Below are 14,899 nucleotides of genomic sequence, written 5' to 3' on the forward strand. Positions count from 1 at the left end.
TGGCGTATAAAAAAAGCCTGCATGACGAACATGCAGGCTTTTTTTGTTTGAAGGAACAACCGTGTTACAGCACGTCGCTTGCGTGATCCGCGAGGCGCGAGCGTTCCCCGCGCGCCAGCGTCACGTGGCCGCTGTGTGCCCATCCCTTGAAACGATCGACCACGTAGGTCAGGCCGCTAGAGCCTTCTGTCAGGTAGGGTGTGTCGATCTGTGCGATGTTGCCGAGGCAGACGATCTTGGTGCCAGGGCCTGCGCGCGTGACCAGGGTCTTGACCTGTTTTGGCGTCAGGTTCTGCGCTTCGTCGATGATCAGGAACTTGTTGACGAAGGTCCGTCCCCGCATGAAATTGAGCGACTTGATCTTGATCCGTGAACGGATCAGGTCCTGCGTGGCTGCGCGGCCCCATTCGCCGGCGTCCGAGTCGGATTTGTTCAGCACTTCGAGGTTGTCGTCGAATGCACCCATCCACGGCGACATCTTTTCTTCCTCGGTGCCCGGCAGGAAGCCGATGTCCTCGCCGACCGGAACCGTCACACGGGTCACGATGATTTCGTTGTAGAGCTTGGTCTCCAGCACCTGGGCAAGGCCGGCGGCCAGGGCCAGCAGGGTCTTGCCGGTGCCGGCCTGGCCAAGCAGGGTCACGAAATCGCATTCCGGATTCATCAGCAGGTTGAGCGCAAAATTCTGCTCGCGGTTGCGTGCCGTGATGCCCCACACGCTGTTCTTGCCATGCGTGTAGTCGCGCAAGGTCTGCAGGACGGCCGTCTTGCCATTGATCTGCTTCACCTGCCCGTAGAACGGTGCTTCACCGTTGTGCGGTTCGAGGAACACGAATTGATTAACCAGCATGGAAGGTACCACCGGACCGGTCAAACGATAGAAGGTATAGCCCGTACCGTGTTTGTTTTCCTGCCAGGACTCCATACCCTTGGCATGCTTGTTCCAGAAGTCGTCCGGCAGTTGCATGATGCCGGAGTAGAGCAGGTCGGTGTCTTCCAGTACATGGTCGTTGAAATACTCTTCCGCGGGAAGGCCCATCGCACGTGCCTTGATGCGCATGTTGATGTCCTTCGACACCAGCACGATGGGACGGTCCGGGTTCTGCACCTCGAGGGCGCGCACCACGCCAAGGATCTGGTTGTCGGCCTTGCCGATCGGCAGCCCTTCGGGAAGCGGTACGTGCTGCAGCTTGGTCTGGAAGAACAAGCGACCCTTGGCATCCTTGTTTCCCAACTTGGAAAGTGGAATGCCTTCCTCGATCGCATGCTCTTCCACCCCGGCAACGAGTGCATCCAGCGAGCGCGATACCTGGCGCGCATTGCGCGCGACTTCCGACATGCCTTTCTTGTGGTTGTCCAGTTCCTCGAGCGTCATCATCGGCAGGTAGACGTCGTGTTCCTCGAAGCGGAACAGAGAGGTCGGATCGTGCATCAGCACGTTGGTGTCCAGCACGAACATCTTGGTGACGCCAAGCTTGTCGCCGATGCGGCTGGCGCTCGACTTGATCAGTGTTTCGACAGCCTTGGGTTTTGCCGTGCGTTTTGCGGAAGGAGCTTTTTCGCTTGTCTTTGAGCGCGCCTGTGGCGCGGATTCGGTCGTGTGCGGTGTGGTTTCAACCAGCGTCATCACAGGTTTTACCGATTTCCCTTTCTCTGCCTTCGGATAGTCTTGCGTGGAAAGCAATGTTGCTGGTTTGGTCGGTAATTTAGGCAGTGGCATCAGGACCTCAATCTAAAAAATGTGTTGAATTGACTACGCTCTGTGGGCCAAACAGACAGGAGGTGGGTTGGACAACGGGGAAAAAAGGGGATCGCAAAACACAAAAGCCGTTTGAGGGGGAGGCTTGGCACCTCTTCCACAAACGGCTTTCTGTATGAAAATTCTTGTAAATTCAATGTGTTCAGCGTATGGGTCCAGCGAACTATGCGAGAGCCTTTACGAACTCAAGGACTTCGTCAACGTGCCCAGGCACTTTCACTCCACGCCATTCTTTCACCAATTTCCCGGTTCCGTCAATCACAAATGTACTACGTTCAACGCCCCGTACCTGCTTGCCATACATGCTTTTCATTTTCATCACATTGAACATGTTGCATAGCGTTTCGTCCGGATCGGAGATCAGTTCGAAGGGCATGCCCAGCTTGGCCTTGAAGCCTTCATGGGAGCGGATGCTGTCGCGACTGACGCCGAACACTTCGGCATTGGCCTCCTGGAATTGAGGGTGCAGGTCGCGAAACTGCATGCCTTCTGTCGTGCAGCCAGGCGTGTTGTCCTTCGGGTAGAAATACAACACGATCTTCTTTCCCTTGTAGTCGGACAGCCGGAAGGTCTGCTCGCCGGTCATGGCGGCGGAAAATTCGGGAACGATCAAGTTCAATGCGGATGGGCTTTCGGCCACGTTGGTCTCCTGGTCCATGGTTAGCGCCGGCGTCGAGGATGAAGCACCTGCAATCATTCCGGTTGCAGCCTCGATGTTAGCGGGTGTTTATTGAATTTGAAAAGCCTGCACCGGTTGCACGATCAGCTCACCGGAGCGCCCCGGCAATTCTCCCCAGTCGATCGGATAGACCGGCAAGGACGAATTCATCACTTTGCGGTGGTAATCGGCCATCGACGCGAGTTCGTAGCCCTGGGCTTGCCATCCTTTCAGCAACTGCTCGAAGATGGGGATGAGTTTTTGCCCTTCAAGCTCCGCATGCAAGGTGAAGACATGGTCGCGCGGCGATTCGGTCAGGCGGAGGATCGCGTTGGCGGCGTTGGAGGCATCGATGACGTGATCACCGAGGTTCCGGCCGAGAATTTCGTCGAGTGTCGGCAGGGTTGTCGGCAATTGTATGCAGGCGAGCGTCTCTCCACCGATGCGAATGCGATAGGGCCCTGCTGCGTTATCGACGAGGGCGCCGCGCTCATCCAGCATTGCGCGTCCATCGGATGCATACGCCATGTCAAATGCATCGAGCTGGGCAAATGCGTGCTCGTTCATTTGCCATCCGGCCGCGCCATGCGTGCGAGGTGGTTCGCCGAAGATGTCGCAAAAACGATCGAAAGCCGTCTGCATTTGCTTCGCGGTCCATGCGCTACCGCGCCTGCGCACGTTGTCCTGCCAGCGGACGTGGTCCCAGCAGTGGATGCCGCACTCGAAGCCGGCGGACTTGATTGCTCGCATTTCGGTCGCACAACTCTTGCCGATATCAGGCGCCGGTAGCAGAACGCCGTACATCAGCGTCTTCAATCCATAATGTTCCACTACGGATGTGCGGGCGACTTTCTGGAAGAAGCCCGGTCTGAATGCACGACGCAATGCCCAGCCGGTGTGGTCCGGGCCGAGCGAGAAAAGGAAGGTCGCGTTCGCATCATGCTTCTTCAGCAGGCGGGCGAGATTCGGCGCGCCCTGGCGCGTGCCACGCCAGGTGTCAACGTCGATCTTGAGCGTGATGACGGGCATCAGTCCATCAGCGCCCTGGCGGACGCTACCTGGCTCCGGTAGGCATCGAAGATGAAGCGCAACGTGTCCGGCATCGACGTGGTCGGCTTCCAGTTCAACTCTTCGCAGGTGTTGGTGATTTTCGGCACCCGGCTTTGCACGTCCTGGTACCCCTTGCCGTAATAGGCGGCCGAGGTGGTTTCCACCAGTTGCACTTTCTTTGCCGAGTCTGCGTACTCCGGATATTCTGCCGCCAGCTTCAGCATCATGGCGGCCAGGTCGCGGATGGAGTAATTGTTTGTCGGATTGCCGATGTTGTAGATCTTGCCGCTCGCAATGCCGTTTTCGTTGGCGATGATGCGCATGAGTGCGTCGATCCCGTCATCAATATAAGTGAAAGCGCGCTTCTGCTGGCCGCCGTCGACCAGTGAAATGTTTTCGCCACGCACGATATGACCGAAGAATTGCGTCACGACGCGCGAGCTTCCTTCCTTCGGTGTGTGGATCGAATCGAGTCCGGCGCCGATCCAGTTGAAGGGACGGAAGAGCGTGAAGTTGAGGCCTTGCTCCATGCCGTAGCCCCAGATCACACGATCCATCAGTTGCTTGGCGCAGGAGTAAATCCAGCGCGGCTTGTTGATGGGGCCGCAGATCAGTTCGGATTCCTCGGGATCGAATTCCTCGTCATGGCACATGCCATAGACTTCCGAGGTTGACGGGAACACGAGGTGCTTGTTGTACTTCACGGCGGAGCGCACGATAGGCAGGTTCGCCTCGAAGTCGAGTTCGAACACGCGCAGCGGCTGCTTCACGTAGGTGGAAGGCGTTGCAATCGCTACCAGCGGCAGGATCACATCGCACTTCTTCACGTGGTACTCGACCCACTCCTTGTTGATCGTGATGTCGCCTTCGAAGAAATGCATGCGGCTCTTGTAGGCATCATTTTGCAGCAGATCGGTGATGCGGTCGGTCATCATGTCCATGCCGAACACGTGCCAGTCGGTGGTTTCCAGGATGCGTTTGGATAAATGGTGTCCGATGAAGCCGTTGACGCCGAGGATCAGGATTTTTTTCATGGCGGGTTATTCTTGAGTGATGGTGGTATCCGGATGGCGTTGCGCGCATTCCAGCGCATGCTGCAGTTCGGAAGGCGATACCGGTTTGTCGTTTTCCAGGAGCTCGTCAATCCGTATGGCCTTGCCGTCGCCGCACATGCCGTAAATGCAGTCGTCCTTGACCCCCAGTCCGTGGGGCAGATTCAGGTCTTGCTGGCGCGACAGGCGTGCCTTGGCGATGATAAACGTTCGTGTCCCCAGCGAAGTCCATGCGCCAGGGTAGGGCGGCGCCACTGCGCGATGGAGGTTGTAGACGGTTTGCGCCGGCTGCAACCAGTCGATCCGGCCGTCCTCCGGCTTTCGCCCACCGAAATAGCTACCCTTCGACAAGTCGTTCGGCAACTTTGGTGTGTGCCCGGCAAGCATGGCGGGAAGCACGGTCCAGAGCGCCTGCTCGGCGGCCACGGTGACCTTGCCGAACACTTCATGCGCGGTGTCGTCCGGCAGGATCGGCACGGCAACCTGTGCGGCGATGGCACCGGCGTCCGGCTTGGCCGTCATTTCATGCAAGGTGGCTCCGGTCTCGGTTTCGCCATGCAGCACGGCCCAGTTGATGGGTACGCGACCGCGATACCTCGGCAGCAGCGAACCATGCATGTTGTAGGCGCCATGCTTTGCCAAAGCCAGCAGTCCCGCGGGCAGCATGTGGCGGTAATAGAAGCTGAAAATGAAATCCGGCTCGGCGGCGCGTACTTTCGCGATCAGATCAGGTGACGCCGGATCGTCCGGCGTCACGAAAGGAATGTCCTGCTCTGCGCATAGCGCGGCGACGGAATCGAACCAGATCTTTTCGGCCGGATTGTCCTTGTGGGTGACGACAAGCGCGACCTCGAGCCCGCGAGCGAGCAGGACCTTGAGGCAACGCACACCGACATTGTGGTAGGCGAAGACGACGGCACGCATGCTGTTCATTCCCGCGCGTTCGAGATGGACGACACGTTGACGCGCTCATCCTGCTCTTCGAGGATCGCCTGGATCACGTAGCGCGGACGGCCACGCACCTGCTGGTAGATCCGGCCGACGTATTCGCCGACCAATCCGATGCCGAACAGGATCACACCCATCAGGAAGAAGTCGAGCGCGAAGAGCGTGAATACGCCTTGCACTTCCGATCCCAGCACGAAGCGTCGCACGATCAGCGCGACGAACAGGGCCGCCGACAGGATGGCGAGGGCAATGCCGACCAGGGAGAACGCCTGCAGCGGCATCAGCGAAAAGCCGGTGATCAGGTCGAAATTCAGGCGGATCAGGCTGTAGAGCGAATACTTCGATTCGCCGGCGGTGCGCTCTTCGTGTTCCACCACGATTTCGGTCGGCTTGCGGGCGAAGGTGTACGCAAGTGCCGGGATGAAGGTATTCACCTCGTTGCACTGGTTCACAAGATCAATGATGTTGCGGCCATAGGCGCGCAGCATGTTGCCCTGGTCGGTCATCTTGATGTGGGTGAGCTTTTCGCGCAGGTAATTCATCGCCCGTGACGCGTGCTTGCGCCAGGCGACGTCCTGCCGCTCGCGGCGCACCGAGCCAACGTAGTCGTAGCCCTCGCGCATCTTCGCGATCAGGCTGCCGATCTCCTCTGGCGGATTCTGCAGGTCGGCATCAAGGGTGACGACAATGTTCCCGCGCGTGGCTTGGAAGCCGGCGAGGATCGCCATGTGCTGGCCGTAGTTACCGTTGAATAGTACGACGCGCGTCACGTCAGGCCGTGCGCGGAACTGGTCGGCGAGGATCTGCGCCGAGTGGTCGCGGCTGCCGTCATTGACGAATACGATTTCGTAGGACATGCCCAGCGTGTCAAGCGCCGGGTAGAGGCGGCTGAACAGCCGCGCAAGCCCCGCCTCTTCGTTGTACACCGGAATGACGACGGATAGTTCTGGTTTCATCAATCGCTGGTTTATTCTTGTTGAAGGATTGATTTTACCGCGCCGGCCACGCGTTCCACATCGTTTTCTGTCATTGCGGTAAACATTGGCAAGGTAACGATCTGCCGCCCAATGCGTTCCGCAATGGGAAACATGCCTTCGGCAAAGCCGCGCTCGCGGTAGAGCTTGAACAAATGGATCGCCGGGTAATGATATCCAGTACCGATATTCAAGTTCGCCATGCGCGCCATGAAATCGGCTCGGCGGATGCGCTCGGGCAGCACGATCTGGAACATATGCCAGTTCGACTGCTCGAAATCGGCGACCGGCAACTGTGCGCCGTACCTTGCTTCGAAGTCGGCGCCGAATGCCGCAAAGTAATGGCGAGCCAGCGCACGTCGCTTCGCCGTGACGGTGTCGATCCCGGCGAACTGTCCGAGTCCGATCGTCGCAGCGATATCGGTCATGTTGAACTTGCCTCCGAGGACATCGACTTCGATGCCGTCGTAGCCGCTGCGGGTGACGCCCTGCAGCCGGTATTTTTCCGCCAGTGCAGCTTCCTCAGCATCGTTCAGGACCAGGCAGCCACCTTCCGATGTGGTGATGTTCTTGTTGGCCTGGAAGCTGAATGAAACGAGATCTCCGAATGCGCCGATGCGCTTGCCGTGCCAGGTCGATCCGAGGGCTTGTGCCGCATCTTCGACTACCCGCAGGTGATGGTGTTTTGCGATCGCATACAGGCGGTCCATGTCGACAGGCAGGCCGGCCAGGTAAACCGGGATAATCGCCTTCGTGCGCGGGGTGATCGCGGCTTCAAGCTTGTCCAGGTCGATGTTGCGCGTGACCGGATCCACATCCGCAAAGACCGGAGTCGCACCGACTTCAAGGATCACATTGGCTGTCGCGACCCAGGATATCGGCGTGGTGATGACTTCGTCGCCCGGGCCGACGCCGGCGATGCGCAATGCGATCTCCATGGTGCAGGTGCCGGAATTGAATGTACGTACCAGCCGTCCGCCGAAATACTCCGAAAGCTTTGCTTCGAATGCCTGGACCTTGGGCCCGCTTGTGATCCAGCCCGAGCGCAGGACATCTGCGACAGCTGCAATGGTCGACTCATCGATGGTCGGTCGCGAGAAGGGAAGAAAGGTATCGGTCATGAATGAATTGTTTATTTGTTGAATCGTATTGCTCAGCTGCGCGCGAGGAGCACGACGCCAATGACGATCACGCCGATGGCGAGCATGCGCTGCATCGAAACGGCTTCGCCGAGAAAATACCAGGCGCCGATGGCGTTGACGATATACCCGATCGAAAGCATCGGGTATGCGATCGTTACATCCACCCGCGACAGGCCGATGATCCACACGACGACCGACAGCACGTAGCACCCAAGGCCACCGATGATCGGCATCTGGGTGGCCACTTTCAGGCCGGTCTCAAACCAGTTCGAGGCGGTCAAGTGGATCGCGCCGACCGCGTTGGTGCCGGCTTTCAGGAGCAGTTGCGCGAGCGCATTGAGGAAGATGCCGGTAAGGATGAATCCGAAGGTAGGAAGGGTCATGAGGCTGGCTTGTCTTGCACGGCATTTGTCACAATTACCCGTCGTGGGTCCTGGGCAATGATCCGGATCGGCAAATTGTCTTTTTGCATTTTCGCAAGCATATCAGGCCGCACGATCGCCAGCGACTTTTTACCTGCCCGCGCCTCGGCGCTCCACTTTGCGGCAAAGGTTTCGTAGGACGGAATCCAGAGCTGGGGTTCCTGCTGCAGGCCGAAATCCATCTCATCCGCGTGTTCGACCAGCGTCAAGGTGCGCCCGAGGTAGAAGGGCAGCGCTTGCTCATACAGCCCGACCGCGTAGACCGGTGTATCCGGCGCCAGCTCCGCCTTGATCGCCGCTAGGTGCTCGGTGCCGGCCTTGTAACGGCCCAAGGGCTCATGGCCCGCGATTAACAAAAGCACAAGGAGAAAGCTGGAAATGGCCAGTGCGGCAAACGACCAGTCGCGCCGGCGTTTTGCCCACGCAATGGCCAGCAGGCCGCCCGCGAGCCCGACCGCGCCAGCCGCAATGGCCCAGGGAACATAAGCCTGAAACAGCGGCTTGTCGTAGGAGGAAGATGCGAGTGATGCAAATCGTGGCGCAAGCACGAGGCCTACGGTCGACAGGAGCGCAATCAGCCCTGCGTTGATCAGCAGCACCTTGCGCGATGCGTCCTCGAGATAACAGGCGATAAGGATTGCCAGTGCCGGGAAAATCGGCAGGATATAGGACACCAGCTTCGAGTTCGAGATACTGAAAAAGAAGAAGATGAAAACGGCCCAGATCAGCAGCATGAGCTTCGGCTGGAAGCCCGGGGTGCGCTCGCGCCAGGCGTGCCACAGGCTTTGAGGGAGCATCGCGAGCCACGGAATGATGCCGAGCAGCAGGACGGGGATGAAATAATGCCAGGGGCCGGTACGATGATGGACCTTGGTTGTAAAGCGTTCGAAGTGTTCGTGGATGAAGAAGAAATGGGGAAATTCCGGATTCTTCATTGATACGAGGATGAACCAGGGCGCGGTGATCGCAAGGAACAGCGGCACGCCCCCGGCGAAATTCAGGCGTTTCCACATCGCCCAGTCACGCGCGAACAGGGTGTAGAGCACAAGCACCGCACCGGGCAAGACCAGACCGATCAGGCCTTTCGAGAGGACGGCGAGTCCCATGCCTGCCCAGCAGGCAAGCATCCATCGCCGGCTCTCGGCGGGCGTCGCGTCCTTGCGCTGCGCGATGAGCAGGCTGCACAGGGCGATGTTCATCATTGCGGCCAGACCCATGTCGAGCGTATTGAAGTGGCCGAGGCCCACCCAGAGCAGGCTTGAGCCAAGCACCAGGCCGGTATTGAAGCCCACGCGCTCCCCGAACAGGCGGCGCGCGGTGTAGGCAGACAGCAGGATGCCGAACAGGCCGCACAGCCCGGTCCAAAGGCGCGCCTGCCATTCGCCAATACCGAAGGCGTGAAAGGCCAGGGCCGTCATCCAGGTCTGCAGGGGCGGCTTTTCGAAATACTTGATGCCGTTCAGCCGGGTGGTGATCCAGTCACCGGTAGCGAACATTTCGCGCGCCATTTCCGCGTAGCGGCCCTCGTCGGTCGGCACAAGGGTGCGCATATCCAGCGAATAAAACCAGAGTATGGAAAACAGCAGGAGCAAGGCCCAGACGGCCGCTTTCGATTTATGCAGTTCGGTCATGTGAGGCGCACCTGAGCGCGATCAGTCAAAAAGGAGTGCCAGGGCGACGCGGCGTCCCTCGGCCATCAGAATGTTATAGGTGCGGCAGGCGGCCTGGCTGTCCATGCATTCGACGCCGATGCGGCGGTCGGTCAGGCAGGTGGTCAGGCGCGGGTGAATGAAACGCTGGCGCCGGCCGGTGCCGAGGATCACCACGTCGGGGTTGGCCGCATCGATCGATGCGAAATCCTCGGGGGTGAGCGCGTCGAAAGAGGCAACCTTCCATGGCACCGGGGCGACTTCCGGCATGACGATCAGGTTGTAGTCGAACCGCACCGCGTTGATTTCGACGGCGTCGTCGTGATAGGCAGTGACAGTCTGGTAATGCTGGGGCGTGGTGGAATGGAGCTTCATGGTCGTTAAGACAAGCGGAAAGGCGTGAATTTCCGACAATCCTTCGGAAAAAGATTGGGCATTGTAGCGTTTCTGGTGTTAAAAGACCTTGTCACACATTGATAAAACGGGTTGCTTTCGGCAAAATGGGTATTTTGGCGGTGCAGCATTGCATCCCAAATCTTGCCTTTACTACAAGGGATTGCACGCGTGCGACTGATTCAGAAATCCAGAAAACTTGCCGACGTTTGTTACGACATCCGCGGCCCCGTCCTGGAAAAAGCCAGGCAGATGGAGGAAGAGGGCCATCGGATCATCAAATTGAATATCGGTAACCTCGCCGTGTTCGGCTTCGACGCACCGGACGAGATCGTGCAGGACATGATCCTCAATATCTCGAACGCCGCAGGTTATACCGACTCCAAGGGCATGTTCGCGCCGCGCAAGGCGATCATGCATTACACGCAGGAAAAGAAGATCGAGGGCGTCGCCATCGATGACATCTACATCGGCAACGGCGCGTCCGAGCTGATCGTGATGGGCATGAATGCGTTGCTCAACTCGGGTGACGAAGTGCTGGTTCCTGCGCCGGACTATCCGTTGTGGACGGCGGCCGTAAGCCTGTCCGGCGGCACACCGGTGCATTACATTTGCGACGAAGAGTCGGGATGGCTGCCGGACATCAACGACATCAAGAAGAAGATCACCTCGAATACCAAGGCCATCGTCGTGATCAATCCAAACAATCCGACCGGCGCCCTGTATCCGGTTGAATTGCTGCAGCAGATCGTGGAGGTCGCGCGCCAGCATCAGCTGATCGTGTTCGCGGACGAGATTTACGACAAGACACTGTACGATGGGGAAACGCATACCTCGATCGCGTCGCTGGCCGACGACGTGCTGTTCCTGACACTCAACGGGCTATCGAAGAATTACCGCTCCTGCGGCTACCGCGCTGGCTGGATGGTGGTGTCGGGCGATAAGAAACCCGCGAAGGATTACATCGAAGGCCTGAACATGCTCGCGTCGATGCGGCTGTGCGCGAACACGCCCGGCCAGTACGCAATTCAGACAGCGCTGGGTGGTTATCAAAGCATCAACGACCTGGTCAATCCGGGCGGGCGGCTCCTGAAGCAGCGCGATCTGGCGCACAAGCTGCTGACCGATATTCCCGGCGTGAGCTGCGTGAAACCGAAGTCTGCCCTATACATGTTCCCGCGCCTTGACCCGAAGATGTATCCGATTGCGGATGACCAGCAATTCGCTTATGACCTGCTGGCGGAAGAAAAGGTGCTGATCGTGCAGGGCACCGGCTTCAACTGGATCGCGCCGGATCACTTCCGCGTTGTGTTCCTGCCCAATTCGGACGACCTGACCGATGCCATCGGCAGGATTGGCCGCTTCCTGGAAAGCTATCGCAAGCGGCACGCCATCGCCGCGTAGTCCCTGCATTCGAGTGGTTTATTGTTCCGGCGTAGGCCGGATTCCGGCAGCATTTTATTTTTTGAAGACTATGAAACCCATCAAAGTAGGCTTGTTAGGCATCGGTACCGTCGGTTCCGGCACGTTCAATGTATTGAAGCGCAACCAGGAAGAAATTACCCGGCGCGCCGGCCGCAGTATTCAGATCACGATGGTGGCCGACCTGAACGTCGCTCGCGCGAAAGAGCTGACCAACGGTGAATGCGAAGTCGTGAACGATGCCAACCTGGTGGTGAACAACCCGGAAATCGATATCGTTATCGAACTGATCGGCGGCTACGGCATTGCCAAGGAACTGGTGCTGAAGGCGATCGCCAATGGCAAGCATGTCGTCACCGCCAACAAGGCGCTGCTGGCGACACACGGTAACGAGATCTTCAAGGCAGCCCAGGACAAGGGCGTGATGGTAGCGTTCGAAGCGGCCGTGGCCGGTGGCATCCCGATCATCAAGGCGCTGCGCGAAGGCCTGACCGCCAATCGCATCGAATGGGCCGCGGGCATCATTAATGGCACCACGAATTTCATCCTGTCCGAGATGCGCGAGAAGGGCCTCGACTTCGACGTCGTGCTGAAGGAAGCGCAACGCCTCGGCTACGCGGAAGCCGATCCGACCTTCGACATTGAAGGCATCGACGCCGCACACAAGGCAACCATCATGTCCGCGATTGCATTCGGCATCCCGGTGCAGTTCGACAAGGCCTACGTGGAAGGCATCACCAAGCTGCAGGCCACCGATATCCGCTATGCCGAACAGCTCGGCTACCGCATCAAGCTGCTCGGCATTACCCGGCGCACGCCGCAAGGCATCGAGCTGCGCGTGCACCCGACCCTGATTCCGGCCAAGCGCCTGATAGCGAATGTGGAAGGTGCGATGAATGCCGTGCTGGTGCAGGGCGACGCCGTCGGCGCGACGCTGTATTACGGCAAGGGCGCCGGCTCGGAACCGACCGCATCAGCGGTGATCGCCGACCTGGTTGATATCACCCGCCTTGCAACGGCCGACCCGGAACACCGCGTGCCGCATCTTGCGTTCCAGCCGAACGCAATGACTGACACGCCGATCCTGCCGATCTCGGAAGTCACCACCAGTTACTACCTGCGCATGCAGGTGGCGGACCAGCCGGGTGTGCTGGCCGATGTTACGCGCATCCTCGCAGATTCGACGATTTCCATCGATGCGATGCTGCAGAAGGAACCGGCGGAAGGCGAGACCGAGACCGACATCATCATGCTGACGCACCAGACGCAGGAAAAGAACATCGAAGCGGCGATCGCGAAGATCGAGGCACTGCCGACCGTCGTCGGCCAAGTGACCAAGATCCGCCTCGAGCAATTGAGCTAAGCCATTCTTCGGCGCGGGCGACGCTGCCCGCGTGCGAATGCCGACAAAGGCGCGCCCACCGGACAGGTCGGCGCGCCTTTTTTACGTCTGTTCTTATCGGTGGATGACCACGAGCAAGGCCTTCGCTTCGGCCTTGCCGGCATTGACGATGGCATGCGGTCGGTCGGCCTGGTAACGCGCGGTACCGCCGGCCTTCAATTTCTTTGTGCTGTTGTCCACCTGCACATCCACTGCGCCGCTCAGCAGCGTGAGATGTTCGACCGTCCCGGGATCGTGCGGGGTGGACCGAAGTGCGCCCTCTGGCGCCAGCGTCAGCTCATACCACTCGAACTTCCCCGCCAAATCCATTGGCCCGAGGATGCGCAGCACGTAGCCGGAGTGGGTGCCGGGCAACGTTGGCGTCTCATGCGGTTCGAGCACATGGATCACCTCGGTTTCTTCGGCGTTTGTCGCCAGCAACTCTTCGATGCCGATGCCTAGCGCATTGGCCAGCCGCCACGCGACGGCAATTGTCGGGTTGGCCTTCTCCCGCTCGATTTGCGAAAGCATGGATTTTGATACGCCGGCGGCACGTGAGAGGTCCTCGAGTGTCAAACCGCGTTTCAGGCGGATTTTCTGCAGGGTAGCGCCAACTTCGGGCGGCGAACTGGGACTAGGGGTCTTTTTCATGAAAGACGCTTGCAAAGTTTAGTGAGACTGTTAATATTCAATATATCGAACAAAAGTTCTTTATATCGTATTTGTGCAAAAATATTGAACTCCGATCCTACCAGAAGGATGGTGGGAAAAGTAACAGTTTCCATGACTACGATTCCCTTCATGTGGTGCGATCTTTATTGGCGGAGATGACGATGACTTCGGGCAATGCAAGGCAGGATTTCTACAACGGTTTGGCGCTCAACCTGGAAAGCCTGCGCGAACAGGGGCTCTACAAGCCGGAGCGCGTGATCAGTTCGCGCCAGGGCGCGGAAGTGGTGTGCGACGACGGACGCAGGCTCATCAATCTGTGCGCCAACAATTATCTCGGCCTGTCAGGCGACGAGGCCACCGTCAAGGCTGCCATCGAAGCGACCGAAAAATACGGATACGGTCTATCGTCGGTGCGCTTCATCTGCGGTACGCAAACCGTGCACAAGCAGCTGGAGCGGGCGCTGGCGGAATTCCTTGGTATGGAGGACGCCATCCTGTATGCCGCGGCCTTCGATGCCAATGGCGGCCTGTTCGAGCCGCTGTTCGACGAGAACGACGTCATCATTTCCGATGCGCTGAACCACGCATCCATCATCGACGGCATTCGGCTCTGCAAGGCAGCACGTTATCGCTATGAGCACAACGACATGGCCGATCTCGAGAAGCAGTTGCAGGCGGCCGAAGGCAAGCGCCACAAGATCATCGCTACCGACGGCGTGTTTTCGATGGACGGTACTATCGCTCAGCTCGACAGGATTTGCGATCTTGCGGATCGCTACGATGCCCTGGTGATGATCGACGAATGCCATGCCACTGGCTTCATGGGCGAAACCGGGCGTGGCACGCATGAGCATCACAAGGTGATGGGACGAATCGACATCATCACCGGCACACTCGGCAAGGCGCTCGGCGGCGCAATGGGCGGCTTTACAGCGGCGCGGCGCGAAGTGGTACAGACGCTGCGCCAGAAATCACGCCCCTACCTGTTTTCCAATTCACTTGCTCCCGCAATTGCCGGCGCTTCGCTGGCGGTTCTGGAGCGCCTGTCGTCCTCGACCGAATTGCGCGACCGTCTGCATGCGAGCACCGCGTACTTCCGCAAGGCGATCAGCGAGATTGGCTTCACCATCAAGCCGGGCACGCACCCTGTGGTGCCGGTGATGCTGTTCGATGCGCCGCTGGCACAGAAATTCGCACAGCGCCTGTACGACCTCGGTGTCCTTGTGACCGGCTTCTTCTATCCAGTGGTGCCGATGGGCCAGGCGCGGGTCCGGGTGCAATTGTCCGCGGCGCACACCACGGAACAGCTGGATCGCGCCCTGGCCGCATTCAAACAGGCCGGGCAGGAACTTGGCCTGCTGAAGAGCTGAAGGAGAA

Annotated in this window: 14 protein-coding genes; 3 read left to right on the forward strand and 11 right to left on the reverse strand. The window is 58.8% G+C overall.

Annotated features, from left to right (window positions below; all coding sequences use genetic code 11):
• Positions 1-64: 64 nt before the first annotated feature.
• The 10 genes from VJ698_RS22900 to VJ698_RS22945 form a co-directional block, all read right to left on the reverse strand.
• Positions 65-1,720 (reverse strand): PhoH family protein, encoded by a 1,656-nt coding sequence (locus VJ698_RS22900; RefSeq protein ID WP_324105132.1) that lies wholly within the window; start codon positions 1,718-1,720, stop codon positions 65-67.
• Positions 1,721-1,922: 202 nt separating this feature from the next.
• Positions 1,923-2,417: a peroxiredoxin gene (locus VJ698_RS22905; protein WP_324105133.1), complete on the reverse strand. Its 495-nt coding sequence runs from the start codon at positions 2,415-2,417 to the stop codon at positions 1,923-1,925.
• A gap of 69 nt (positions 2,418-2,486) precedes the next feature.
• Positions 2,487-3,446, reverse strand: coding sequence for a xylanase (locus VJ698_RS22910; protein ID WP_324105134.1), 960 nt, complete (start codon positions 3,444-3,446; stop codon positions 2,487-2,489).
• Entirely contained in the window at positions 3,446-4,501 is a 1,056-nt protein-coding gene (locus tag VJ698_RS22915) for a bifunctional UDP-4-keto-pentose/UDP-xylose synthase (protein WP_324105135.1), read from the reverse strand. Before VJ698_RS22915 ends, VJ698_RS22910 begins: the two co-directional genes overlap by 1 nt.
• Positions 4,502-4,507: 6 nt before the next feature.
• On the reverse strand, positions 4,508-5,452 hold the full coding sequence (locus VJ698_RS22920; protein ID WP_414691215.1) for a formyltransferase: 945 nt from the start codon (positions 5,450-5,452) through the stop codon (positions 4,508-4,510).
• Complete coding sequence (locus tag VJ698_RS22925) at positions 5,449-6,423, reverse strand: glycosyltransferase (protein WP_324105137.1); 975 nt, start codon at positions 6,421-6,423, stop codon at positions 5,449-5,451. The genes VJ698_RS22920 and VJ698_RS22925 overlap by 4 nt, the downstream gene beginning before the upstream one ends.
• 11 nt (positions 6,424-6,434) lie before the next feature.
• Positions 6,435-7,562, reverse strand: a complete 1,128-nt coding sequence (locus tag VJ698_RS22930; protein ID WP_324105138.1) for a DegT/DnrJ/EryC1/StrS aminotransferase family protein — start codon at positions 7,560-7,562, stop codon at positions 6,435-6,437.
• Positions 7,563-7,594: 32 nt separating this feature from the next.
• Positions 7,595-7,966, reverse strand: a complete 372-nt coding sequence (locus VJ698_RS22935; protein WP_324105139.1) for a 4-amino-4-deoxy-L-arabinose transferase — start codon at positions 7,964-7,966, stop codon at positions 7,595-7,597.
• Positions 7,963-9,636, reverse strand: coding sequence for a glycosyltransferase family 39 protein (locus tag VJ698_RS22940; protein WP_324105140.1), 1,674 nt, complete (start codon positions 9,634-9,636; stop codon positions 7,963-7,965). Before VJ698_RS22940 ends, VJ698_RS22935 begins: the two co-directional genes overlap by 4 nt.
• Before the next feature lie 21 nt (positions 9,637-9,657).
• A complete protein-coding gene (locus tag VJ698_RS22945; protein ID WP_324105141.1) occupies positions 9,658-10,029 on the reverse strand; it encodes an Mth938-like domain-containing protein in 372 nt (123 codons plus the stop codon).
• A 189-nt stretch (positions 10,030-10,218) separates the two neighbouring features.
• Here VJ698_RS22945 and VJ698_RS22950 point away from each other — a divergent pair, with 189 nt between their 5' ends.
• Positions 10,219-11,451 carry a pyridoxal phosphate-dependent aminotransferase gene (locus tag VJ698_RS22950; RefSeq protein WP_324105142.1) on the forward strand — a complete coding sequence of 411 codons (1,233 nt, stop codon included), beginning with the start codon at positions 10,219-10,221 and terminating at the stop codon, positions 11,449-11,451.
• A gap of 70 nt (positions 11,452-11,521) precedes the next feature.
• Positions 11,522-12,832 (forward strand): homoserine dehydrogenase, encoded by a 1,311-nt coding sequence (locus VJ698_RS22955; protein WP_324105143.1) that lies wholly within the window; start codon positions 11,522-11,524, stop codon positions 12,830-12,832.
• Between the two features lie 93 nt (positions 12,833-12,925).
• On the opposite strand, the gene VJ698_RS22960 is transcribed toward VJ698_RS22955, so the two are convergent.
• Positions 12,926-13,501, reverse strand: coding sequence for an XRE family transcriptional regulator (locus tag VJ698_RS22960; RefSeq protein ID WP_324105144.1), 576 nt, complete (start codon positions 13,499-13,501; stop codon positions 12,926-12,928).
• Positions 13,502-13,683: 182 nt separating this feature from the next.
• On the opposite strand from VJ698_RS22960, the gene kbl reads away from it, so the two are divergent.
• Positions 13,684-14,892 carry a glycine C-acetyltransferase gene (gene kbl, locus VJ698_RS22965; protein WP_414691216.1) on the forward strand — a complete coding sequence of 403 codons (1,209 nt, stop codon included), beginning with the start codon at positions 13,684-13,686 and terminating at the stop codon, positions 14,890-14,892.
• Positions 14,893-14,899: the final 7 nt, after the last annotated feature.

The organism is Noviherbaspirillum sp., assembly GCF_035254685.1.
Taxonomy (GTDB): Bacteria; Pseudomonadota; Gammaproteobacteria; order Burkholderiales; family Burkholderiaceae_D; genus Noviherbaspirillum.

Bases quoted from the DNA above. Each gene is read 5' to 3' on its own strand.
- VJ698_RS22930 (WP_324105138.1), bottom strand. From the start codon at position 7,562: ATGACCGATACCTTTCTTCCCTTCTCGCGACCGACCATCGATGAGTCG.
- VJ698_RS22920 (WP_414691215.1), bottom strand. From the start codon at position 5,452: ATGAACAGCATGCGTGCCGTCGTCTTCGCCTACCACAATGTCGGTGTG.
- VJ698_RS22955 (WP_324105143.1), top strand. From the start codon at position 11,522: ATGAAACCCATCAAAGTAGGCTTGTTAGGCATCGGTACCGTCGGTTCC.
- VJ698_RS22925 (WP_324105137.1), bottom strand. From the start codon at position 6,423: ATGAAACCAGAACTATCCGTCGTCATTCCGGTGTACAACGAAGAGGCG.
- VJ698_RS22945 (WP_324105141.1), bottom strand. From the start codon at position 10,029: ATGAAGCTCCATTCCACCACGCCCCAGCATTACCAGACTGTCACTGCC.
- VJ698_RS22910 (WP_324105134.1), bottom strand. From the start codon at position 3,446: ATGCCCGTCATCACGCTCAAGATCGACGTTGACACCTGGCGTGGCACG.
- VJ698_RS22940 (WP_324105140.1), bottom strand. From the start codon at position 9,636: ATGACCGAACTGCATAAATCGAAAGCGGCCGTCTGGGCCTTGCTCCTG.
- VJ698_RS22935 (WP_324105139.1), bottom strand. From the start codon at position 7,966: ATGACCCTTCCTACCTTCGGATTCATCCTTACCGGCATCTTCCTCAAT.
- VJ698_RS22960 (WP_324105144.1), bottom strand. From the start codon at position 13,501: ATGAAAAAGACCCCTAGTCCCAGTTCGCCGCCCGAAGTTGGCGCTACC.
- VJ698_RS22900 (WP_324105132.1), bottom strand. From the start codon at position 1,720: ATGCCACTGCCTAAATTACCGACCAAACCAGCAACATTGCTTTCCACG.
- kbl (WP_414691216.1), top strand. From the start codon at position 13,684: ATGACTTCGGGCAATGCAAGGCAGGATTTCTACAACGGTTTGGCGCTC.
- VJ698_RS22905 (WP_324105133.1), bottom strand. From the start codon at position 2,417: ATGGACCAGGAGACCAACGTGGCCGAAAGCCCATCCGCATTGAACTTG.
- VJ698_RS22915 (WP_324105135.1), bottom strand. From the start codon at position 4,501: ATGAAAAAAATCCTGATCCTCGGCGTCAACGGCTTCATCGGACACCAT.